The sequence below is a fragment of the Rhodoferax saidenbachensis genome, from assembly GCF_031457975.1.
Lineage (GTDB): Bacteria > Pseudomonadota > Gammaproteobacteria > Burkholderiales > Burkholderiaceae_C > Allorhodoferax > Allorhodoferax saidenbachensis_A.
On sequence record NZ_JAVDXO010000002.1, the window covers coordinates 33,602 to 56,927 of the forward strand.

The 23,326-nt window shown below is 62.7% G+C and carries 18 protein-coding genes; 6 read left to right on the forward strand and 12 right to left on the reverse strand.

All coding sequences use genetic code 11. The annotated features are described in order from the left end of the window. Positions 1 to 48 precede the first annotated feature (48 nt). From ubiB to J2X15_RS04285, 9 genes are all read right to left on the reverse strand, one after another. A complete protein-coding gene (gene ubiB, locus J2X15_RS04245) occupies positions 49 to 1,614 on the reverse strand; it encodes a ubiquinone biosynthesis regulatory protein kinase UbiB (protein WP_310339766.1) in 1,566 nt (521 codons plus the stop codon). Next, positions 1,611 to 2,126, reverse strand: coding sequence for an SCP2 sterol-binding domain-containing protein (locus tag J2X15_RS04250; protein ID WP_409034248.1), 516 nt, complete (start codon positions 2,124 to 2,126; stop codon positions 1,611 to 1,613). The genes ubiB and J2X15_RS04250 overlap by 4 nt, the downstream gene beginning before the upstream one ends. Positions 2,127 to 2,221: 95 nt before the next feature. After that, complete coding sequence (locus J2X15_RS04255) at positions 2,222 to 3,202, reverse strand: Tim44 domain-containing protein (protein ID WP_310339770.1); 981 nt, start codon at positions 3,200 to 3,202, stop codon at positions 2,222 to 2,224. Positions 3,203 to 3,224: 22 nt separating this feature from the next. Next, on the reverse strand, positions 3,225 to 3,956 hold the full coding sequence (gene ubiE, locus J2X15_RS04260; RefSeq protein WP_310339771.1) for a bifunctional demethylmenaquinone methyltransferase/2-methoxy-6-polyprenyl-1,4-benzoquinol methylase UbiE: 732 nt from the start codon (positions 3,954 to 3,956) through the stop codon (positions 3,225 to 3,227). A gap of 70 nt (positions 3,957 to 4,026) precedes the next feature. Further along, a complete protein-coding gene (locus J2X15_RS04265) occupies positions 4,027 to 4,440 on the reverse strand; it encodes a gamma-butyrobetaine hydroxylase family protein (protein WP_310339772.1) in 414 nt (137 codons plus the stop codon). A 6-nt stretch (positions 4,441 to 4,446) separates the two neighbouring features. Further along, positions 4,447 to 6,057: a ShlB/FhaC/HecB family hemolysin secretion/activation protein gene (locus J2X15_RS04270; RefSeq protein ID WP_310339774.1), complete on the reverse strand. Its 1,611-nt coding sequence runs from the start codon at positions 6,055 to 6,057 to the stop codon at positions 4,447 to 4,449. A gap of 5 nt (positions 6,058 to 6,062) precedes the next feature. Next, positions 6,063 to 7,400, reverse strand: coding sequence for a FecR family protein (locus J2X15_RS04275; RefSeq protein WP_310339775.1), 1,338 nt, complete (start codon positions 7,398 to 7,400; stop codon positions 6,063 to 6,065). Further along, positions 7,388 to 11,302, reverse strand: a complete 3,915-nt coding sequence (locus tag J2X15_RS04280; protein ID WP_310339776.1) for a beta strand repeat-containing protein — start codon at positions 11,300 to 11,302, stop codon at positions 7,388 to 7,390. Before J2X15_RS04280 ends, J2X15_RS04275 begins: the two co-directional genes overlap by 13 nt. A 132-nt stretch (positions 11,303 to 11,434) precedes the next feature. Next, positions 11,435 to 15,361 carry a DUF3683 domain-containing protein gene (locus tag J2X15_RS04285; RefSeq protein WP_310339777.1) on the reverse strand — a complete coding sequence of 1,309 codons (3,927 nt, stop codon included), beginning with the start codon at positions 15,359 to 15,361 and terminating at the stop codon, positions 11,435 to 11,437. A gap of 202 nt (positions 15,362 to 15,563) precedes the next feature. Between J2X15_RS04285 and ugpB the strand changes: the two genes are divergently transcribed. The 5 genes from ugpB to ugpQ are packed head-to-tail and all read left to right on the forward strand — an operon-like array spanning position 15,564 to position 20,461. Next, the gene (gene ugpB / locus J2X15_RS04290; protein ID WP_409034249.1) at positions 15,564 to 16,883 is read left to right on the forward strand and encodes a sn-glycerol-3-phosphate ABC transporter substrate-binding protein UgpB; all 1,320 of its coding nucleotides are present in this window, start codon (positions 15,564 to 15,566) and stop codon (positions 16,881 to 16,883) included. Between the two features lie 13 nt (positions 16,884 to 16,896). Further along, positions 16,897 to 17,778 carry a sn-glycerol-3-phosphate ABC transporter permease UgpA gene (gene ugpA / locus J2X15_RS04295; RefSeq protein WP_310339780.1) on the forward strand — a complete coding sequence of 294 codons (882 nt, stop codon included), beginning with the start codon at positions 16,897 to 16,899 and terminating at the stop codon, positions 17,776 to 17,778. Between the two features lie 2 nt (positions 17,779 to 17,780). Continuing rightward, positions 17,781 to 18,632: a sn-glycerol-3-phosphate ABC transporter permease UgpE gene (gene ugpE, locus J2X15_RS04300; protein ID WP_310339782.1), complete on the forward strand. Its 852-nt coding sequence runs from the start codon at positions 17,781 to 17,783 to the stop codon at positions 18,630 to 18,632. A gap of 12 nt (positions 18,633 to 18,644) precedes the next feature. Next, positions 18,645 to 19,682 carry a sn-glycerol-3-phosphate ABC transporter ATP-binding protein UgpC gene (gene ugpC, locus J2X15_RS04305; protein ID WP_310339784.1) on the forward strand — a complete coding sequence of 346 codons (1,038 nt, stop codon included), beginning with the start codon at positions 18,645 to 18,647 and terminating at the stop codon, positions 19,680 to 19,682. Then, positions 19,679 to 20,461, forward strand: coding sequence for a glycerophosphodiester phosphodiesterase (ugpQ, locus tag J2X15_RS04310; RefSeq protein WP_310339785.1), 783 nt, complete (start codon positions 19,679 to 19,681; stop codon positions 20,459 to 20,461). The genes ugpC and ugpQ overlap by 4 nt, the downstream gene beginning before the upstream one ends. A 58-nt stretch (positions 20,462 to 20,519) precedes the next feature. Here the strand turns inward: ugpQ and J2X15_RS04315 are convergent, their stop codons facing one another. From J2X15_RS04315 to J2X15_RS04325, 3 genes are read right to left on the reverse strand one after another with little or no spacing between them, the layout of a single operon-like run. Then, positions 20,520 to 20,990 (reverse strand): GNAT family N-acetyltransferase, encoded by a 471-nt coding sequence (locus tag J2X15_RS04315; RefSeq protein ID WP_310339786.1) that lies wholly within the window; start codon positions 20,988 to 20,990, stop codon positions 20,520 to 20,522. A gap of 12 nt (positions 20,991 to 21,002) precedes the next feature. Continuing rightward, a complete protein-coding gene (locus J2X15_RS04320; protein WP_310339788.1) occupies positions 21,003 to 21,659 on the reverse strand; it encodes an HAD family hydrolase in 657 nt (218 codons plus the stop codon). A 21-nt stretch (positions 21,660 to 21,680) separates the two neighbouring features. Next, positions 21,681 to 21,950: a hypothetical protein gene (locus J2X15_RS04325; RefSeq protein WP_310339789.1), complete on the reverse strand. Its 270-nt coding sequence runs from the start codon at positions 21,948 to 21,950 to the stop codon at positions 21,681 to 21,683. Positions 21,951 to 22,027: 77 nt separating this feature from the next. Between J2X15_RS04325 and hemA the strand changes: the two genes are divergently transcribed. Then, a complete protein-coding gene (gene hemA, locus J2X15_RS04330) occupies positions 22,028 to 23,287 on the forward strand; it encodes a glutamyl-tRNA reductase (RefSeq protein WP_310339791.1) in 1,260 nt (419 codons plus the stop codon). The last annotated feature ends 39 nt before the right edge of the window (positions 23,288 to 23,326 follow it).

Below are 23,326 nucleotides of genomic sequence, written 5' to 3' on the forward strand. Positions count from 1 at the left end.
AGTATGGCTCTGACATCGAGTTGCAAAGCCTTCAATTATATGTGGCGCTTAGAAAACCCCAACGCGCACCACAATCTGCATCACCACCATGCCCAGCGCGAACCCGATCACCGCGGCCACCAGGGTCTGCAGCAGGCGATTCGTACGCTTTTGTTCCAGCAGCAGCTCCTGCACCAGTTGGCTGTTGTCGGTACCGCGTTGCTGCAAAAACTGGTGCAGCAGCGCAGGCAGCTCGGGAATCAGCTTGGCGTAGCGCGGGGCTTGGGCCTTGAGTTCATTGATAAGCTTTTGCGGACCGACCTGCTCCAGCATCCACTGCTCTAAGAAAGGCTTGGCAGTGGCCCACAGGTCCAGCTCGGGGTCCAACTCGCGGCCCAAACCTTCGATATTGAGCAGGGTTTTTTGCAGCAGGACCAACTGGGGCTGGATTTCCACATGGAAGCGGCGCGAGGTCTGGAACAGGCGCATCAGCACCATGCCGAGAGAAATTTCTTTCAGGGGCCGGTCGAAATAGGGTTCACACACCGCGCGGACTGCAGCTTCCAACTCGTCCACCCGGGTAGTGGCTGGCACCCAGCCCGATTCGATGTGCAGCTCGGCTACACGCTTGTAGTCGCGCCGGAAGAAGGCCACGAAGTTCTGCGCCAGGTATTCCTTGTCCACCTCGGTGAGCGTGCCCACGATGCCAAAGTCCAGCGAGATATAGCGGCCAAACGTGGCAGGGTCCAGGCTGACCTGGATGTTGCCCGGGTGCATGTCGGCGTGGAAAAAACCATCGCGAAACACCTGGGTGAAGAAGATGGTGACCCCATCGCGCGCCAGCTTGGAGATATCCACCCCCGCCGCACGCAGGCGGTCCATCTGGCTGATGGGCACGCCCACCATGCGCTCCATCACCAGCACATCGGTAGTGCAGTAGTCCCACAGCATCTCGGGAATCAGCACCAGCTGCAGGCCTTCCATATTGCGGCGCAGTTGGGCGGCGCTGGAGGCTTCGCGCACCAGATCCAGCTCGTCGTGCAGGTACTTGTCGAACTCGGCCACCACCTCGCGCGGCTTCAGGCGCTTGCCGTCGGCCGACAGGCCCTCCACCCAACCCGCCATCATGCGCATCAGGCTCAGGTCTTTGTCGATAACCTTGAGCATATCGGGGCGCAGCACCTTGACGGCCACCTCGCGCTCACGGCCCTGGCGGTCGCGCAGCACGGCGAAGTGCACCTGCGCAATGGATGCGCTGGCCACGGGCGTGCGGTCAAACGACACAAACAGCTCGTCCACCCGTTGGCCCAAGGCCCGCTCCACCATGGCCACGGCCAGATCGGAAGGGAACGGAGGCACGCGGTCTTGCAGCTTGGCCAGCTCATTGGCAATATCCAGCGGTAGCAAGTCGCGCCGGGTAGACAGCACCTGGCCGAACTTCACAAAGATGGGGCCTAGGCGCTCCAGCGCCTCACGCAGGCGCTGGCCACGCGGAGCGTCCAGCTTGCGCCCTATCGAGACAATGCGTGCCAGCAGGTGCAACCAAGGTTTCTGGAAACTGGTGAGTACCAACTCATCCAGCCCGTAGCGCAGCGCCACCCAGACGATGAAAATGCCGCGGCTCAGACGGGTCATGCGGCAGTGCCGGACGCAGTGTCAGACGGCGCAGCGCGCTTGCCCACGAACTGTTGCAGCGCCTGGGCAAAAGTGCGCCCGGTTTGCATCAACAGATGGGCCGGGGCGTCACCCAGAATGCGCGAGAGGTCTTCTTCCACATCCCAGCGCACATGGTCGGCCAGCCAGTTGATCTCGGCGGCCAGCTGCACATCGCCCTCAATGCGCACCTTGGGTTTGTCGCCTTGCATCAGGGCCTGGGCAATCGCAAAGGGGGATTCGTCGGTGATCACCAGCGTCAAGTCGGCGGTAGCGTCGGCCGGCGCCAGGTCCAGCAGACCGGCAGGTGTGGCCTGTACCTTGAAAGTGAAATCGCGCCATTGGCTCAGCACCACTCTGCCCTTTTGGCGCGCCAGGCGCTCCATGGCCTGGGGTTCTTGCTGCAACACATGGTTGAGCAGAAGCACCACACGGCGGTGGCTTTCTTCAACGGCCCACGCGGGGGGAGCGGGAGGGGTCGGAAGGGCTTTCAAAAAGCCTTCCAGCATAGAAAATGGGGACTGTGTTGCCATAGTCCCCGATTATTGCTCACCCCCGTGGCGGCGCGCACGCACGCCGGGTACGTTTATTACTGCAGGGCTTGCACGCCTGCCACCAGCCAACCGCTGCCGCCGGACTTGGACTTGGTCATGTTCCAGACTTCGCGGAACGGGCTTGGGCCGGCAGAGGGCTCTTCGCGGATCATGCCGGAGAACTCCACGCTGGCCATGTACTCGTCGGGCAGCTCTTCGATGCCGAGCAGATGGGCTTCGATCATCACCACCTCGGTCAGGTTGGCATCGGCGCCCGTGTGGGTCTCACGCTCGGATAGCTGGGCCTGAATTTCCTTGAGCATGTCGTCCGTCATCATGGCGCGCAGGGCGGGAATGTCCGAGCGGTCCCAGGCGGCCTGCAGCGTCACAAAGTTGGATTTGGCGGACTTCAGGAAACCTTCGCTGTCAAAGCCAGCAGGCACACCCCAGGTTTGCGAACCCAGCAAGGCGGAGCCGATCATGGAGCCGCCTTGGGGTGGTTGCTGTGGCGCTTCAAACGCCATGCTATTGCGCTCCCAAGGGCGGGCCGAAGCGTCGTTGCCCACGTTCTCGGCACGGTAGGGTTTGGCCAGCGGTGCAGGCGAAGCGCCAGCCCCCTGGAAAGCAAACGGAGACGCCTGGGGTGCTGCGGGCTTGCGGTTGCGCATGAACCAGCCCACCAACATCATCACACCCAAGGCCAAGAGTCCAAACATCAGGATGCTGCCAAACGCTCCACCCATGCCCAACGAGTTGGCCAGCCATGCCAGCCCCAGGCCGGCGGCCAGGCCACCCAGCATGGCGCCCCAGGGGCGTTTGGGGGCAGCCGCTGGCGCAGGGGCTGCGGGAGCCGGCTTGGCCGCTGCATTGTTCACGCCCTGCGCGGGGGCGGCTGGAGCCGCAGGCGCGGCTTGCCGTTGTGTCACATTGCTGGACTGCTTGCCGAACGACGTGCCGCCGCCCAAGCGTTTGGCGGCCTCTGCATTGATGCCCGACAAGGACAACACCAGCGCCAAACCCAAAGCCCACAATTTCATGATTTCTCCAAAATGATTGTTCTCAACACTTGATTCCAACATGCAATGCGGCAATGCCGCCAGTCAAGTTGTGATAGTCCACATGTCCAAAGCCCACTTTGTGCATCATGGTCTTTAGCTCTTGCTGGCCCGGATGCATGCGGATGGACTCCGCCAGATAGCGGTAGCTGGCATCGTCCCCTGCGATCAATTTGCCCAGGCGCGGCAGCACTTTGAAGGAGTACCAGTCGTAGACTTTCTCCAATGGTGGTGCTACTTTGGAGAACTCCAGCACCAGCAGCTTGCCACCGGGTTTCAGCACGCGGTTCATCTCGGCCAGGGCCAAGTCCTTGTGGGTCATATTGCGCAGGCCAAAAGCCACGCTCACCACGTTGAAGTGGTTGTCGGGAAAAGGCAACTTTTCTGCATCGCACACCAGCGTGGGCAGCACAACACCGGCGTCCAGCAAGCGGTTGCGGCCCGTGGAGAGCATGGCCTCGTTGATATCGGTGTGCACCACCAGCCCGCTCTTCCCCACCTTTTTGGAAAAGGCCAGGGCCAGGTCTCCCGTGCCGCCTGCGATATCCAGCGCCTGGTCGCCCTCTTTCAGGCTGGCCACCAGCACGGTGTAGGCCTTCCAGCCACGGTGCAGGCCCGCCGACATCAGGTCGTTCATCAGGTCGTACTTGGGCGCAACCGAATCGAACACGCCGCGCACGTGGCTGGCCTTTTCCGATTCATCAACGGTCTTGAAGCCAAAATGGGTGTTTGTCATGGGTTATGGATAAAAAATGGTTCTAGCCCCCGCAGAATGTGCGCGAGCAGCTCCTGAAACAATAGCAATTTTAATGGCTGGCGCAGCTGTGCCCGCCCTTGGCCGCCATGGGCGCATCGCGCTCGGTGTAGGCGGCCTTGAGTTTGTCCTCATATTCCTGCCAGAGCCGGTCGGCCTGGGAGCCCAGGAAATACAGGTAGTCCCAGGTGTAGATGCCGGTGTCGTGGCCGTCGGAAAAGCGTGGCTGCACCGCGTAGTTGCCCACCGGGTCCAGTGCCTCCAGCTGCACGTCGCGCTTGCCAGTTTGCAAGGTTTCCTGGCCGGGACCGTGGCCCTGTACCTCGGCTGACGGTGAGTAGATGCGCATCAGCTCAAACGGAATGCGAAAGCTCGCGCCGTCCGAAAAACTGACCTCCAGTACCCGGGACTGGCCGTGCACCGTCAGCGCCTGCGGGGTGGGAGAGTTGGGAGAGAGTCCTGCCATGGTCTTTTAAAAACGTGCGGTAAGGTTGATGTGCAATTTGTCATCCCCTTCGCGGGGGTAGGTCGTACCGCTGCTCGCGGGCAAGGCGCTGCCCGTGATCACGCGGCCATAGTCGGCCGACAGCGAGAGTCCGGAGCGCACATAGCGCACCCCCAAGCCCACACTGGCGATATTGTCCGATGCCAGCTTGTTGGCATTCGGGTTGTTGTTGCTGAGCCAGCCTGCGTCCACAAAGCCCAGCGCACGCCAGCCCGGGGCCAGTTCAGGGGTGGTGATCTCGCCGGAAAGCGACAACCCACTGTCAGCCGAGATGGGGCGCTCGCCCGTGCCGCGTACGGAGGTAGCACCACCAATGCCAAACTGCTCGCCCGCAATCAGCGCGTCCGGGCTGTACTGGAATTGGCCACGCACACCCCAGAGCCAGCCACCACCCAGTCCCGCCAGGTAATTGGCCCCGCCATGCACGGCGGTCCAGCTGGCCGTGCTGATGCGGGTGTCTTCGGTGCGGTAGGCCGCCAGATCATTGCCGTCGCCACCGGGCAGGTTGATAGCCACATCGGCGTTGTAGCCCCAGGTGGCTAAGTCCGACTCCAGACGGGCGTTGTAGCCAAACGTGAGCGGCAGGCTGCGCCGTGTGGTCTGCCCAGCCAGGGGCACGCCGTTGATCTTCGTTACGTTGAACTGTTTGTCATCTACGCCCAGCAGCAGGTAGCTGCGAAAGCCGCCCTGCGGTGCCAGATAGTGGTTGTAACTGATGCCAGCTGTCTGGCCCGCGCCCGTGCTCTTGAAGGAACCAAAGTCCCCCAGCACGTCGGACTGGGTGAAGTTGGCTCCCAACACACCGCCCCAGCGGTACATGGGGATGCGGTAGTTCAGCCCGTACTGGCGTACATCGTCAGGCCGCTCCATGGAGGTGGTGAAGGCCAGTGTCAGCGAATGGTCCAGGTCCGCAATATTGGCGTGGCCTGCGGCCAGCGTCACGCGGTCATTGCCGGTGGCCTTGGAGCCCGTGTTGGCGGCGTTCACCGACACGTACCAGGGCTTGTCTTCCTTGACCAGAATGCGTGCGTCGATCTTGTCGGGTTGCTCCGACTCCTTGAGAGACACCTGCACCTGCTTGCCTGGGCTCTCGTTGGCAATGGCCGTTTGCACCGCCAGCGTCTGGAAATTGGGCGCCGTGCCCTCGGCCAGCTCGGGCACGCTGGCGCGCAGGTTGGCCTCGCTGTAGCGCTCGCGCCCTTCGATCGTCACCTTGCCAATCACGAACTTCACAATGTTGAGCGTAACGGTGTTGCCCACCTCTTGGGGTGGCAGTGCCACGCGGTGCAGCAGGTAGCCACGCTCTTTCAGCGCGGCCTCCAGCGCCTGGGTGGCTTTTTGCAACGTCTCGATGGTGGCGTCGTTGCGCAGGTAGGGTGCCAAGATGCGCGACACATCCGAGGACGACAGCGGGTTGTCCCCCACGATGTCAAAGCCACGGATCACAAAGCTGGGGTTGCTGACCGCAGGAGACACGGGAACCGGCGTCTGCTGGGCATTGGCGGCCAAGGGCGCGAGCCACAGGACGGCACAGGCCAGGGACAGGGCGTGCAACGGAAATTTGGAGAGCTGGGGCATGGGCATCATCCGCGGCACTGGTTAACGGAACGCACACCGGCGTCGTTGAGCACGCCGCGCAGCTGCTGGTTCTTGCTATCGGGGCGCGGGATGATGTCAAAGTCCAGGAACAACGGAATACGCAGGGGGCGCACTGCGTCGCCATTGGCGCCGGCAAAGCCGGCCTCGCCCCGACCCAGCTGCAGAACCTCAGAAGCGGTGGTGATCTCGATATGGCCATCGCGCACAAACACGTACAAGCCTTCCGTGCCTTCGGGTAAGGCAGCGGCAGAGAACAGCTGCTGCATATCCACTTTGACCTCGTCAGGACGCGGCAAATCGCCCAGCGTGGGCGCAGCTAGTACCCGCACTTCGTCGCGGCTCACAAACAGGCCCTGGCCGGCTTCCAGCACCTGCAGGGCAGTTTGCCCGTTGGGCGTGACTTCAATAGCCCCCAGCCAGGTGAAGAAGCTGCAACTGCCTTCGCTGGAGCAGTCCATGTCCAGCCCCGTTCCGCGAATGCCGATGGTGGACGTGGCCGTGGTGAAACCCACATTGCGTTGGTTGGCCTTACCGATAAGTCCGGTCAGCGCCCGCATGGAGCCCTGCAACAACGAGACCAGGAAGCGCCCCTCGCGCGGGCTGGCTTGGTCAAACACAAAGCTGTCGACCTTGAAGCGGGTGTTGGCACCTATGGTCACGCGGCTCTCGTCGCGAAACGCGAAAACGGCCGTAGCACCCACACCGGTTTCCACCACGTCGCCAGGGTACACACTGCCGCCGGGCACCACACGGCGCCGGGTACCTGTGGCATCCACCACGCTGGCCTCACCCAGCAGGGTGACCAACTTGGCGCTGGCCAACACCATGTTGCTGCGGGCCGGGTCAGGCACCTTGGCCGACTCGGCCTTGCAGTCCGTGGCGCAAATGCGTGCATCAAAGTCCGTGCCGCGGATACCAATGGTGGCCGTGGCCGTGATCACACGCGCCGCGCCCGGCGTGCTTTTGTTGATTAGCCCCGTAATGGCGCGAAACCCGCCGCGCAGCAGCTGCAGTACCAGGCTGTTGTTCTCCGCGTTTTGTTTGTATTCGTACTGCTGGATCAGGATGTCAGAGTTGGGGCGCACCGTCATCTGCGTGCCGTCCTGCAGCTTGACGATGGCGTAGGCCCCCTCAGCCGTGGTCAGGCGATCCCCCGCCTGTAGGGCCAGACCCTGCCCCAGCGTGCGCGGCGTCTGTCCGGCTGATTGGGCAAAGCCCACGCCACGTGCAAACTCCACCTGTCCGGCGGGCTGTGCCAGTGCTGCGGATGTGCAGGCCACAGCCAGAGCAAACACCGCACCCCATGTTTTCAGATGCGGCATATTTCACCCTCCACCACTAGCCCGTCGGTGCCCTTACCCTTGTCGTCCTTAGTGTCCTGCCGGATCAGCAGGTTTTCAAACTTGTCGGCGAAATCGGCGGTGGTGGTGCCTGCAAACGGCTGCAGCGTGGACCCGGCCTTGGTCACGGAGGCAATGGCGCCACTGGTGTTGGCCGTGTAGCCATACACCTTCAGTCCGCCTGCATCCACCATGACGTCCACCGTGGCGTTGCTCACCGTGGTAGAGATGCCGGTGCCAATATCGGGGCTGCTCAGCGTGCCGGTGCCAGACAGCGTCACCGCGCCCACCGGGGTGAAGGCCTCGGCAAAGCCGGTGGGGGAAGCCAGCGTGGCCCCGGTCAGGCTGATGGAAGTCGTCCCGTCATAGACCTTGGTAATGGATCCGCCCAAACTGCCGGACAACACCGCCACCACTGTGGGGTCGTACAGCACGCCATTGCCAGTGCCCAGCACCGTGGCGCCATAGGCAGCGTTGAACTGCTTGAAGTTGGGGGCAGAGACAAAGCTGTGCCCGCCCACACTCTTCACGTAAGCCAACCAGCGCCCGTTGGGCGTGGTGATGGAGGCCGTCGCGTTGCCCATCGTGCCATCCGTGCGCAACACAACAGCATCGCCCGCCGCGCTGGCACTGATGGACCCCGCCAGCGTGAGGTTGCCCACGGCGTGCGCATTGAGGGAGGCTACCGACATGCTGGCCAAGGTCATCGCATTGGCATCCTTGAGGCTCACCACGCCGGCGTTGGTAATGGCTACAGAACCAAAATTGTTGCTGCTGTTCGTCAACGTGATGTTGCCGCTGCCGGCGTTCAGCGTCGTGAGTCCAGACACCGACAAGGCTGCCGACTGCGTCAGCGCCCCGCCCCCTGTGCGGATTTCCAGATCGCCCGTCGTGGTGATGGCGCCCAAACTCAGGGCTCCGGTGTTCCAGTAGGTGAACTGGTTGGTGTTGCCGCCCGTTTTGACAGCGCTGAAGGTGCTGACGGTGTTGGACCCATCCAGCGTGGCGAAACTGTCGCCCTGCAGATTCAGGGTGGACGCCGTCACACCCGCCCCAGCACCCGCCGTAGACACGCCACCGGTACCGAACTTCAGCGTGATGGTGTTGCCTGCAGACGCCAACGCACCCGTGATGCTGACGCCACCACCACTCTCCAGGGTGAGGTTGTCATTGAATGTAGCTGTACCGGCTGAGATCAAACCCGTGTGCGTAGCACTGCCGATGGTGATGCCTGAAAACCCGTTGCTCAGAGCCCCAAGCTCCGTCGCATCCAGCGTAAAGGTCCCCGCGCCGTTGCCCACTCCGATGCTGGTGCTGCCGGTCAAAGGCTTGAGCGACAGGGTACCCGTACTCTTGATCGAGATGCCGGACCCGATGGCGATGTCTTCCAGTACCCCGCCAGCCACAAAGCTGATGGCGCCCGAAGCGGACGCGCCCCCGATGGTGACGGCACCGTTGCTGCCGTCCAGCTGGAAACTGTTCTGCGAGGCCACGCCTGAGCCCGCACCGGTGAAGCTGATGGAAGCAGAGCCCGAGGACGTCACACTCACCGCCTGCCCAAAACCATACGCACGCACCCCTTCGGAATTTCCTGTCGCGGTGCCATCAATGGTGACCGAGCCGTTGGTGGAGGACACAGAAAGCCCTGAAGTACCACCCGCAAGCAAGACACCGTAGTTCAAGCCACCCGTGCTGCCAGCTCCGCCATTGCCGGTGATGGACACGGTTCCGCTGGAAGTCGCGCTCACCGTACCCCCATTCAGATAAACCCCCATGTTGGAACCTGCGCCGTTGCTGCCGCCCGTACCCGTGAGCGCAATGGCACCGCCGGCCGTCTGGATGGTTCCACCTTGCAACAAAATGCCGTACTTGTTGTTGTACACCCCGCCGCTGGCGCCTCCGGTGCCGTTGAGGGTAATGTTGCCGCTGGTGGTTATCAGGGAACTGCCCGCACCCACTTCAATGCCACTGTTGATGCTGGGAATGCCTGCAACGCCAGCGCCCGTAATGCTGATGTTGCCCGTCTCCGCGCTCAAGGTAGCGCCGGTCAGCTTGACCCCGGTGGTATTGGTGGCGTTGCCAACGCCGCTCAGCGTGATATTGCCGCCCTTGCTGGTAATGGCAGAACCGGTGTTCATCACAATCGCGCCACTGGCGGTCAAAACCACGTCCAGCGGATGGGCCGTTGATGTCGAGCTGATACTGATGCCGCCGTTCACAACGATATCGTTGTCCGCCTGAAGCGTCAGCGAAGTGCTGGCGCCGGCACTCTTGGTCACGTTGGACCCCACCACGATGTTGCCCGCGCCACCACCGCTGCTGGAAGTGCTGACCGTCACATTGTTTGACACCAATGCTGCGTCCAGCGTGGCCGTGGTCAACAGGGAGTCTGCTGGGGTTCCTAACGTTGAAAATAGCGTGGGACCGGCCAAGTCCACGGAATTGTCCGTCCCGACCATGCCCAAGGCAGTCGCAGTTGCTTGATCCACTGCAATGTAGATATTCGTGGGGTCCAGCAGCAACGTGCCCTTTTTGCCATTGGCGGCACTCGTGGTGACCGTGCCGTTGTAGGACAAAAACTTCTTGCCGGACACCTCCACCGTGCCGCCATTCCCACTCTGCGAACCGCCATTGGCGCCAATGGTGCCGAAATACCGCGTCGCATCATCCGCCCACACAATCACCTTGCCACCATTGCCGTTCGTTCGGGCATTGGCCAGCAGCTGGGTGTTCGCCCCCACATAAGTGACCTTGGCGTTTTGCACCTGCGCATTCTTGCCCTGGTAGTCACCGCCGACCAGAATCTCGCCGCCACCGGTAGCTCCGGATGCGTCTACGACTGCGCGATCGGTAACCGCCACACGATTACCCAGAATGGCCACGCTGCCGCCCTTGCCGGCCGCGCTACTGGCATCGATGCGGGCGTCATCACTTACATAGGTATCGCCCGCGGCCTTGAGAACGACCTTGCCACCTTCCAGCGTGGCGGTTGTGGCCTGGATCACGCCGCTATGGCGCAACGTGCCTGCAAACACGCCGACAGCGCCGGCCTTCAGGGTGCCCAGGTTCACCGCAGAGTCGGTAGGTGCCTGCACTTGCAGGTAAATGCCTTCCAGGCCGCGGCCGGTGAGCTCCACCTTTTGCCCGGCCGCCAAAATCGTGCTGCCATTGGGTGCCTCGATGAGCGCGTCTTTGCCCGTGTCCACGCTAGAGCCAATCAGGACCACATCGCCGCTGCGCGCCAGAATGCGGCCCTGCACCGACACGCCCGAGGTAGCCGTGTTGTCATCACCAAAACGTAGGCGCCCTGCCAGCGCGTCGGCATCGGACATGCGCAAGGCCGACGCGGTAAAGCCAGCGGTGTCCACCACGGCCCCTGAGCCCACGGCAATGCCAGCCTGATTCACCAGCACCAGGTTGCCGTTACTCGACAAGGTACCAAACAGCAAGGATGGGGTGTTGGTCACCACCCGGTTGATGGAAGTGCTGGCCGCATTGGGCTGCTGAAAATGCGTGGTGCTGCCGGTGGGGATGGAGAAACTTTGCCAGTTGATGGCCGAGTAGTTGGTGCCCGCGCCGTTTTGGGTCGTCACCACCAGGCGGTTGCCCGTGGTGGCCATATTGGCCGTACCCACGATAGCCACACCGCCTTCTGGGTTGGCGAAGACCACAGATGTGGTCCCCATCCACCCCACCGCAATGGCTAGCGAAAGCGCCCCCAGCCGCAACGGAGGAGACGTCGCAGGCCACACCAACACCCTGCCACCTGCGCCAGCAGCCGCACGCCCGCTGCTGGTGGCAATTTCAGCCACGGCCACCATAGCTCCCAACGCACTGTTCCAGACGGTGCGGTAAACATGGTTCAGCGATGCACGATTCGACATATGGGAGCCCCCCCGACAACACAACCCTGGATCAGCGCTCCGCCTGTGCAACGCTACACCTGCGGCCTGTGGCGAGTATCCGTCGAAATGCCGCCGCGTCCCTTACAAATTCTCAAGCCTGCGCCAAGAGGATTACACGAGAACCCGTTCAATGCCCCCAGCGTTGGCCGTTTGCACGTACTCGGGCATCCAGTCTTTGCCCAGAATCTGGTTGGCCATCTCGACCACGATGTAATCGGCCTCCAGCAGACCCGACTTGAGGTCATCCTGGTAGCGGTTCAGGCCCATCAGGCAGCTAGGGCAGGAGGTCAGAATTTTTACGTTCTGTTCGGCTGGCACGCTGCCCGACGCGCGCAGCGTCGCTTCGCCTTTGCGGATTTCTTCTTCCTTGCGGAAGCGAATCTGGGTGGAAACATCAGGACGCGACGAAGCCAGGCCCCCGCTTTCGCCGCAGCAGCGCTTGCTTTCCACCACACCATCGCCCATCAGCGCCTTCACGGTTTTCATGGGCTCCTGCATCTTCATGGGGGTGTGGCAGGGGTCGTGGTACAGATAGCCACCACCGGCGGCCGCGCCTAAGGTGATGTTCTTTTCCAGCAGGTACTCATGGATATCCATGATGCGGCAGCCAGGGAAGATCTTCTCAAACTCGTAGCCTTGCAACTGGTCGTAGCAGGTGCCGCAGCTCACCACCACGGTCTTGATGTCCAGGTAGTTCAGCGTGTTGGCCACCCGGTGGAACAGCACGCGGTTGTCGGTAATGATCTTCTCGGCCTTGTCGAACTGGCCCGAACCCTTTTGCGGGTAACCGCAGCACAGGTAACCTGGCGGCAGCACGGTTTGCACACCGGCATGCCACAGCATGGCCTGCGTGGCCAAGCCCACCTGGCTGAACAGGCGCTCCGAGCCGCAGCCAGGGAAATAGAACACCGCCTCGGTTTCCGCCGTGGTGGTCTGCGGGTTGCGGATGATAGGCACGTAGTCCTTGTCTTCAATGTCCAACAAGGCACGGGCCGAGCGCTTGGGCAGGCCACCCGGCATCTTCTTGTTGATGAAGTGGATCACCTGCTCTTTAGGCGAGGCAGGCCCCACCGTGGCGGGCGGCGCCTGTGTCTGCTTGCGGGCCAGCACATTGAGCACCCGGTTGCCCAGCCGCTGGGCCTTGAAGCTCAGGTCGGTAGCAGTGCGCGCCACGGCAATGGCGCTGGGGCTGGTGGTGCCGATGAACCAGGACTGAAAGGCTGCCGCCGGGCGGAAGCTCTGCTTGTTCATCTTGCGCAACAGGTTGCGCATGTTCATGGTCACATCGCCAAAGTCGATCTTCACCGGGCACGGCGACTCGCACTTGTGGCATACCGTGCAGTGGTCGGCCACGTCCTCGAATTCTTCCCAGTGCTTCACGCTGATGCCACGACGCGTCTGCTCTTCGTAGAGGAAGGCCTCCACCAGCAGGGACGTGGCCAGAATCTTGTTGCGCGGGCTGTACAGCAGGTTGGCGCGCGGCACGTGGGTAGCGCAAACGGGCTTGCACTTGCCGCAGCGCAGGCAGTCTTTCACCGAATCGGCAATGGCGCCAATATCGCTCTGCTGCATGATCAGCGACTCGTGGCCCATCAGACCGAACGACGGCGTATAGGCGTTGGTCAGGTCGGCATAAATGGTCGAACCATCTTCAGTCAAATGTGGTGCAAACCCGCTTCCAGGTTGCGCAGGCAGCTCCTGATTTCGTAGCAACTTGCCTTTGTTGAAGCGCCCTTCGGGGTCCACCTTGGCCTTGTAGGCGATGAAGGGGGCCAGCTCGGCTTCGCTCAAAAATTCCAGCTTCGTGATACCGATACCGTGCTCGCCCGAGATCACGCCATCCAGGCTGCGCGCCAGCGCCATGATGCGTTTGACCGCACCGTGGGCGGCCTGCAGCATGTCGTAGTCATCGCTGTTAACAGGGATGTTGGTGTGCACATTGCCGTCGCCGGCGTGCATGTGCAGCGCCACCCATACACGGCCTTTGAGCACGCGCTTGTGGATGGCCGTGCACTCCAGCAGGATGGCCTCGAACGCCGCACCGGTGAAGATGTCTTGCAGCGGCGCACGTATCTGGGTCTTCCAGCTGGCACGCAGCGTGTGGTCCTGCAGCTGCGAGAACAACGGCTCCACATCATTGAGCCAACCCTGCCACTGGCCGCGCACCTGCGCCACCAACTCCAGCGCCTGCGCCACGCGGTCCTCCAGCAGCTCAGCCGACGGGATGTCATTCGCGTCGTCGGTCTTGCCCAGGGGCAGGTCGCTGCGCTCAAAGAACTCGGTCAGGGCATCGCACAGGGCCAGCTTGTTCTGCAGGCTCAGTTCGATGTTGATGCGCTCGATGCCGTCGGTGTATTCGGCCATGCGCGGCAGCGGGATCACCACGTCTTCATTGATCTTGAAGGCGTTGGTGTGCTTGCTGATGGCGGCGGTGCGCTTGCGGTCCAGCCAGAATTTCTTGCGCGCCTCGGCGCTCACGGCCACAAAGCCTTCGCCGCTGCGGCTGTTGGCCAGGCGCACCACTTCGCTGGTCACGCGGGCTACGTCGTCGGCGTCGTCACCCGCAATATCGCCCACCAGCACCATCTTGGGGAAGCCGCCGCGCTTGCTCTTGGTGGCGTAGCCCACGGCCTTGAGGTAGCGGTCGTCCAGATGCTCCAAGCCCGCCAGCAGCACGCCGCTGCGCTTTTGCTCGGCAAACATGAAGTCCTTGATGTCCACGATGCTGGGCACCGCGTCACGGGCATTGCCAAAGAACTCCAGGCACACGGTGCGGGTGTGGGCCGGCATCTTGTGCACCACCCAGCGCGCGCTGGTGATCAGGCCGTCGGTGCCCTCTTTCTGAATGCCGGGCAAGCCGCTGAGGAACTTGTCCGTCACGTCCTTGCCCAGGCCTTCCTTGCGGAAGGTGGCGCCGGGAATGTCCAGGCGCTCTTGGCGGATGGGCGTTTTGCCATCGGCCTTGTAGTACTGCAGCTCGAAGCTGGCCACGTCCACGTCATGGATCTTGCCCATGTTGTGGTTGATGCGGGTCACCTCCAGCCACTCGGCCTGCGGTGTCACCATGCGCCAGCTGGCCAGGTTGTCCAGCGCCGTGCCCCAGAGCACAGCCTTTTTGCCACCCGCATTCATGGCGATGTTGCCGCCAATGCAAGACGCCTCGGCCGAGGTCGGGTCCACGGCAAACACATAGCCCGCACGCTCGGCCGCATCGGCCACGCGCTGGGTCACCACACCGGCTTCACTCCACACGGTGCCGACTTCACGGTCCAGACCTGGCAGGACTTTCATCTCCACCTCGGTCATGGCTTCGAGCTTTTCGGTGTTGATGACCGCGCTCTTCCAGGTCAGCGGAATGGCGCCGCCGGTGTAACCCGTGCCACCCCCACGCGGGATGATGGTCAGACCCAGGTCGATACAGCCCTTCACCAGCCGCGCCATTTCTTCTTCCGAATCGGGGCACAGCACCACAAACGGGTATTCCACGCGCCAGTCGGTCGCGTCGGTCACATGGCTCACGCGGCTCAGGCCATCGAACTTGACGTTGTCTTTGGCGGTCAGCTTGTAGAGCAGTTTTTGAGTCTTTTTGCGCAGCCCAGCCACTTCCACAAAAGCAGCGTCAAAGGCCTTCACGGCGGCACGGGCAGCCACCAACAGCTGGCCCACCATGGCGTCCCGCTCAGGGTCGGCCTGCGGGGTGCGGCGTTTTTCTACCTCACCCAGGCGGTGGTTCAGCGCATCCACCAATTGGCCCCGGCGCTTGGGGTTGTCCAGCAGGTCGTCCTGCAAATAGGGGTTGCGCTGCACCACCCAGACATCGCCCAACACTTCATACAGCATGCGTGCAGAACGGCCGGTCTGGCGCTCACCGCGCAACTGGTTCAGCAGGTCCCAGCTCTGAGACCCAAGGAGGCGAATCACGATCTCACGGTCGGAGAAGGACGTGTAGTTGTACGGGATTTCGCGAATGCGTTCTTGCACATGCGCACCAGGGTTGGCGGCGCTGAGGAGGTGATTGAGCGAGGTGGGTGCGTTCATCAGGGTGGGTAGTTGCTGCCAAGAGCCCCAAAACAGGCGTTTTTTGGTAGGCCTTAGATGGTAACGCACCCTCTATTCACGGGCTTTTCTAGTGGAAACCCCTGACCAAATGGTCAAGGTCTCTCGGGTTTAATCAAATTGACACGAATTTGACACGACCCGCACCTAGCATCGCGCCATTCTTAATTCAGGAGCCCTCCCCATGTCGATCACCCGCAGAGCCCTTGCCATTGCCGCTGTGTCCGCAGCCGCGTTCTCCGTTCCCAGCCTGGCCCAAGCCCAGGTGGACATCCAGTGGTGGCACTCCATGACCGCCGTGAACGGCGAATGGGTCAACGACCTGGCCAAGGAATTCAACGCCAGCCAGAAGGAATACCGCATCCTGCCCACCTTCAAGGGCACGTATGACGAATCCATGACGGCAGCCGTGGCCGCCTTCCGCGCGGGCAATGCGCCGCACATCCTGCAGGTGTTTGAAGTGGGCACCGCCACCATGATGGCCAGCAAGGGCGCCATCGTGCCCGTGGGCAAGGTGATGACGGACGCGGGCTACAAGTTCGACCCCAAGGTCTACATCCCCGCCGTGGCCGGTTACTACACCGCGCCCAATGGCCAGATGCTGAGCTTCCCGTTCAACAGCTCCACCACCGTGTTCTATTACAACAAGGACGCCTTCAAGGCCGCCGGCCTGGATCCTGAGAAAGCACCCGCCACCTGGGGCGAAGTGGCCCTGGCCGCCGCAAAACTCAAGGCCAGCGGCCACAAGTGCCCGCTGTCCATTTCCTGGCAGAACTGGACCCAGTTGGAGAGCTTCTCCGCCTGGCACAACGTGGAATTCGCCAGCAAGCAGAATGGCCTGGGCGGCACGGACACGCGCCTCAAAGTGAACACCCCGCTGCACCAGCGCCACATCGAGAACCTGGCCAACATGGCCAAACAGGGCCTGTTTGTCTACAAGGGCCGCGGCAACGTGCCCGAGGCCAGCTTTGTGTCCGGCGAGTGCGCCATGATGACCACCTCCAGCGGCTTTTACGGCAACGTGAAAAAGAACGCCAAGTTCGCCTACGGCCTGGCCCCCCTGCCCTACTACCAGGATGTGCCCGGCGCACCGCAAAACACTGTGATCGGCGGCGCCAGCCTGTGGGTCATGGCCGGCAAGAAGCCCGAGGAGTACAAGGGCATCGCCAAGTTTTTCGACTTCATCTCGCAACCCGAAGTGCAATCCGCCAGCCACAAGCGCACCGGCTACCTGCCTGTTACCACCGCCGCGTACCAGCTGACCGAAAAGTCCGGCTTCTACAAGGAAAACCCCGGTACCGATGTGGCCGTGACCCAAATGATCCGCAAGGTGACTGACAAGTCGCGCGGCATCCGCCTGGGCAACTACGTGCAGATTCGTGCCATCGAGGACGAAGAACTCGAACAAGTGTGGGCCGGCAAGAAGACAGCAAAAGAAGCCCTGGAAGCCATCGTCACCCGTGGCGACGAGCAGCTGGCCCGCTTTGAAAAAGCCAACAAATAAGTAGCTGCCGATAGTGGAAAAACGCGTCTTCTTCAAGTCCGCCTGGCTGCCCTGGGTGCTGATTGCACCCCAGGTGCTGGTCATCGCGGTCTTCTTCTTTTGGCCCGCCGGCCAGGCCCTGCTGCAGTCGGTGCAGCAAAGCGATGCCTTTGGCACGTCGGTGGAATTTGTCGGGCTAGAGAACTTCCGCAACCTGTGGAATGACGCGTCCTACCTGGAGTCGTTCAAAACCACCGCCGTGTTCTCCGCGCTGGTGGCTGTGTTGGGTCTGGTGCTCTCGCTCACCCTGGCCATTTTTGCGGACCGGGTGGTGCGCGGCTCGGGCATCTACCGCACGCTGCTGATCTGGCCCTACGCCGTGGCCCCGGCCGTGGCCGGCGTGCTGTGGCTGTTCATGTTTTCGCCCAGCATCGGCATCTTGTCGTACTGGCTGCGTCAATGGGGCGTGGGCTGGGACCCGCTGCTCAACAGCACCCACGCTATGGCGTTGATCGTGATGGCCGCAGTGTGGAAGCAGCTGTCCTACAACTTCCTGTTCTTCCTGGCCGGCCTGCAGTCCATCCCCAAGTCGCTGATCGAAGCCGCTGCCATGGACGGTGCACGGCCCTGGCGTCGGTTCTGGACCATCCAGTTCCCGCTACTCTCGCCCACCACCTTCTTCCTGCTGGTCATCAACATCGTCTACGCCTTCTTCGACACCTTCGCCATCGTGGACGCGGCCACCAAGGGCGGCCCCGGCAAGGACACGGCCATTCTGGTCTACAAGGTCTACTTCGACGGCTTCAAGGCCATGGACCTGGGCGGCTCCGCGGCCCAGAGCGTGGTGCTGATGGTCATCGTGGTGGCGCTCACCGTGGTGCAGTTCCGCTTTGTCGAAAAGAAAGTGAGCTACTGAACATGGTTGAACGACGGCTCACCCTGGGCATCCTCGCGCACGTGATCCTGCTGCTGGGGGTGCTGATCGTGGCATTCCCGATCTACATCACCTTTGTGGCTTCCACCCACACCACAGAAGCCGTGGTGCAAGTCCCCATGCCGCTGCTGCCCGGCACGCATATGCTGGACAACTACGCCACCGCGCTGTCAGGCGAGCGCACGGGTACCGGCTCCCACGCATCCGTGGGCCGCATGATGGTGGTGAGCTTTGTCACCGCCATGGTGATTGCGCTGGGCAAGATCGCCATCTCGCTGCTCTCGGCCTTTGCCATCGTGTACTTCCGGTTCCCGTTTCGCATGGCGTTTTTCTGGGCCATCTTTGTCACGCTGATGCTGCCGGTGGAGGTGCGCATCGGGCCCACTTACCAGGTGGTGGCAGACCTGGGCATGCTCAACAGCTATGCGGGCCTCACCGTGCCGCTGATTGCTTCGGCCACGGCTACCTTTTTGTTCCGCCAGTTCTTCCTGACCGTGCCCGACGAGCTAGCCGAGGCGGCACGCGTGGACGGCGCAGGGCCCATGCGCTTTTTCAAAGACATCCTGGTGCCGCTCTCGGCCACCAGCATGGCCGCGCTGTTTGTGATCCAGTTTATCTACGGCTGGAACCAGTACCTGTGGCCGCTCTTGGTCACCACCGAAGAAAACATGTACCCCGTCGTCATCGGCATCAAGCAGATGATTTCCGGGGGTGATGCGCAAACCGAATGGAACATCGTGATGGCCACCGCCATGCTGGCCATGCTGCCACCGGCGCTGGTGGTCATGCTGATGCAAAAGTGGTTTGTCAAAGGCCTGGTCGATACCGAAAAATAGTCGGAAAAATAAATGGCATCCATAGCACTCAACAACGTCATCAAGCGCTACGGCAGTGGCAAATCGGCCAACCAGGTCATCCACGGCGTGAACGCACAGATTGCCGATGGCGAATTCATCGTCATCGTCGGCCCCAGCGGCTGCGGCAAGTCCACGCTCCTGCGCATGGTGGCCGGGCTCGAAGAAATCAGCGACGGCCAGATTTCGATCGGTGGCCGGGTGGTGAACGACCTGGAACCATCGGACCGGGACATCGCCATGGTGTTCCAGAACTACGCGCTCTACCCGCACATGAGCGTGTTCGAGAACATGGCCTACGGCCTGAAGATTGCCAACGTGCCCATGGACGAGATCAAGCGCCGCGTGGACAAGGCGGCCAAGATTCTGGAACTGGCACCGTTTCTGGAGCGCAAGCCCAAGGCCCTGTCGGGCGGCCAGCGCCAGCGCGTGGCCATGGGCCGTGCCATCGTGCGCCAGCCCCAGGTGTTTTTGTTTGACGAGCCCCTCTCCAACCTGGACGCCAAGCTGCGCGCCCAGACCCGGCTGGAGATCCAGAAGCTGCACCGCGAACTCGGCATCACCAGCCTGTTTGTGACCCACGACCAGGTGGAGGCTATGACCCTGGCCCAACGCATGATCGTCATGAACGGCGGTGTGATGGAACAGTTCGGCACGCCCGAAGAGGTCTACACCCGCCCGGCCACTACCTTTGTGGCCAGCTTCATTGGTTCGCCTCCCATGAATCTGCTGAAGAATGCGCCCGACGCGCAGCCCGGCCTCATCACCGGCGTGCGCCCCGAGCACCTGGACATCACGCCCACAGGATGGGCGCTGCAGGTGGAGGCCGTCGAAATGCTGGGCGCCGAGCGCCTGATCTATGGCAAATGGGCCCACAAATTGCATGCCGCAGATGCCGACGAGCTGCTGATCATTCGCACCGAAGAATCTGCCGCCGTTCCCGCGCTGGGCGCGACGCTGCATGTGACGCCACGTGCCAACCGCATCCACCACTTTGACGCAACCACTGGAAAACGCGTAGACACTGTATGAGCGACCCCACTGCACCCGACCTGCCTGCCTGGCCCTACCCACGCTGGGTGGCGCACCGCGGTGCGGGCAAGCTGGCGCCAGAGAACACGCTGGCCGCTTTCCGCCTGGGGGCCAGCCATGGCTACCGCATGTTCGAATGCGATGTGAAGCTGAGCAGTGACGGTGTGCCGTTTTTGATGCACGACGCCACCCTGCAGCGCACCACCAACGCACGCGCCAAGCTGGGCCAGGGCCAAAGCGCCGTGGGCGGTGACCACACCTGGAGCGCGCTGTCGCAACTGGACGCTGGCAGCTGGCACAGCCGCACCTACGCGGGGGAGCCCCTGCCCACGCTGGATGCCATTGCCGCCTACTGCATCCGCAACGGCTATTTTTTGAACATCGAGATCAAACCCACACCCGGCACCGAGCGCCACACGGGCGAAGTGGTGGCGCAACACGCCGCGCGCCTGTGGCAGGGCCAGGCGGTACCACCCCTGCTCACCTCATTTGACCCCGAAGCGCTGGAAGGTGCCCAGGCCAGCGCACCCGCCCTGCCCCGGGGCCTGCTGCTGGACACGCTGTGGAAGGGCTGGCTGGAAACCGCGCTGAGCCTGGGCTGCCAGGCGATTGTGTGCAACCACGCGCTCTGGGACAGCAGTACGGTGACCCAGGCCAAGAGCGCGGGCTTCCGCACTTTGAGCTACACGGTGAACGACGACTGGGCCGCGCAGCGCCTGATGGACCTGGGTACCGACGCCATCATCACCGACCGTGTGGACCTGTTCAGCCCCGCCTAACTGCTATACAAACCATAGCTACTCGCGCATATTCTGCGGGGGCTAGGGGCCATTTTTCCTATAAAACCTGCGCTGGCAGCCGCATCGGCACATAGGCAATGCCGCGCGTGTGCACCTCGGGCCCGGTGGCCACAAAACCCAAGCGCTGGTACACCGGCAGGGCGAAAGGTGTGGAATTCACGGTAAAGCCCTGCGTGTTGCCACGCGCCAGCGCACGCTGCTGCGCATGGACCCACAGGCGGGCGGCAAAGCCCTTGCGCTGGAACGCGGTGTCTACAAACAGATGGAACAGGTGCTGGCCATCCCGCACGGCTACCACCCCGGCCAACTGCCCTTGGCATTCCCCAACGCTGTAATCAAACGCATCGGAGGCGATGTAGCCCGCAATCGCCGCGGGCGACACGGTTTGCAGAAACGGCGCCGTGGCGGCCTGTTCGGGGTCCAACAAGAAATGGTGGGACAGCCCCTGAACCAGGCGGCTAATGGCTGGCGCGTCATCGGCCTGTGCCGGGCGAATATGCAGGTCCATAGCCCGCACCACTCAGGGCTGGGCCAGTGCCCAGCGCACGGCATCCTGCATGCAGGGCAGGGTCACCGTGGCGGCACTGAAGTCGTGGGTGGCCGACATCTCGGTGGGAATGGCCACACAGGCCAGGCCCGCGGCGACAGCGGCGGCTACGCCATGCTCGGTGTCCTCAAACGCCACCACCGCTTGCGCTGGCAGGCCCATGCGCTGCAGCGCCAGCAGATAGCAATCGGGTGCGGGCTTGCTGTGCACCACATCGTCGGCCGACACCACGGTTTCAAAGGCGGGGGCCAGGTCATGCGAGCGCAGTGTCGCGTCAATGGCATAGCCGCGCGCACCGGTGACCACGCCCAGGCGCAAGTCCGCAGCCTGCAGCCGGGCGACGGATTCGCGCACACCGGGCATCAGCGGAAAGGCATGGGCTTGCAAATAGGCCTGGGCGCTCTCGTTCTTCAGGCGGGCCAGCACTTCGGGCACCTCTTTCACGCCAAAGCGCTCCACCAAGTCGGCCGCATTGGCATCGGTGGGCACACCGGCGTAAAAGTCTTTGTACTGCGCCAGCGTCAGCGCAAAGCCATAGGGCGCCAGCACCTGGTTCCACAGGGCAAAGTGCTGGCCTTCGGATTCCACCAAGGTACCGTCGTGGTCGAACAAAACCGCCTTAAAACGCATGGGGCTCCAATAAAAAGGGGATTAACGGCGCAGCGCCCACCACTGGCTGGTGGCCGTTGCCAGCACCAGGGCGGCGTAGCCGGCCATCTTGCCGTCACGCCCCAGCAGCCACAGGGCCAGCCCCAAGGCCAACGCACCCGCTACAGAATTAATAGCTGCTTGCGCAATGCGGCCGCGGGCCAGAGACTGTTTTCGATAAAAAACAGGCGCCACAAAGGCCAGCAGGCAACCCAAGGCCAGGGCCGGTGCCACAAAATTCAGCAGGTGATTGAGCAGGTCAAAGAGGCCCATGGTGGTTGGCGCAAAGGCCAATTGGGGCCTCGGTGGTGGGGAAGAAGGGCTCGATTTTATAATCGGGGTCTAAACATATGGCAGTCTGGGCATTAGGCATCAACCACACCACCGCACCGCTGGATATGCGGGGCCGGTTTGCGTTCGCCAGTGACCAGATCGCGCCGCAGCTCCACGGCCTGCGCCAAAGCATGGCCCGCCCCCCGGAAGCCGCCATTGTCTCCACCTGCAATCGCACCGAAATTTACTGCGCAGGCGACGAGTCGGCGCTGGACCACACGCTGACTTGGCTCGCCGAATCGGGTGGCCTGACCGCCAACGAGCTGCGCGCCCACACCTACCGCTTGGAAGACGGCCAAGCCGCACGCCACGCCTTCCGCGTGGCCAGCGGGCTGGACAGCATGGTGCTGGGCGAGCCGCAGATTTTGGGCCAGTTGAAAGACGCGGTGCGCGCCGCAGACGAAGCGGGTGCCCTGGGCACCACGCTCTCGCAAATGTTCCAACGCTCGTTCGCCGTCGCCAAGGAAGTGCGCACCTCCACCGAGATTGGCGCCCACAGCATCAGCATGGCCGCCGCCGCGGTACGCTTGGCAGGCAACCTGTTTGAAGACCTAGCCCAGGTGAAGGTGCTGTTTGTGGGTGCGGGCGAAATGATCGAGCTGTGCGCCACGCACTTTGCCGCCAAGAACCCCAAGGCCATCGCCATTGCCAACCGCACGCTAGAGCGTGGCGAAAAACTGGCCAGCCGCTTTGGCGGCGAGGTGATGCGCCTGGCTGACCTGCCCGACCGGCTGCACGAGTTTGACGCCGTCATCAGCTGTACCGCCAGCACCCTGCCCATCATTGGCCTGGGTGCGGTAGAGCGTGCCATCAAGAAGCGCAAGCACCGCCCCATGTTCATGGTGGACCTGGCCGTGCCGCGCGACATCGAGCCCGAGGTCAAGGCGCTGGGCGATGTGTACCTGTACACCGTGGACGACCTGGCCAGCGTGGTGCAAACCGCCCAGGCCAGCCGCCAGGCCGCCGTGGCCCAAGCCGAAGCGATTGTGGACGCCGGTGTGCAAAGCTTCATGCACTGGGTAGACCAGCGCCGCGCCGTGCCGCTGATCCAGCAGCTCAACGCCCAGGCCGACGAATGGCGCCTGGCCGAACTGACCCGCGCGCGCAAGCTGCTAGCCAAGGGTGAAGACATGGACACCGTGCTCGAAGCCCTGTCCAAGGGGCTGACGCAAAAGATGCTGCACGGTGCCATGGCCGAGCTGCATGCCGGTGATGCGACTGCGCGCGAACGCGCCAGCAATGCCATCCAGCACTTCTTCCTGCGCAACAGCCGTTAGCGACGCTGCCCCGCAGCAGCCCTGCCCTTGGCGCGCGCC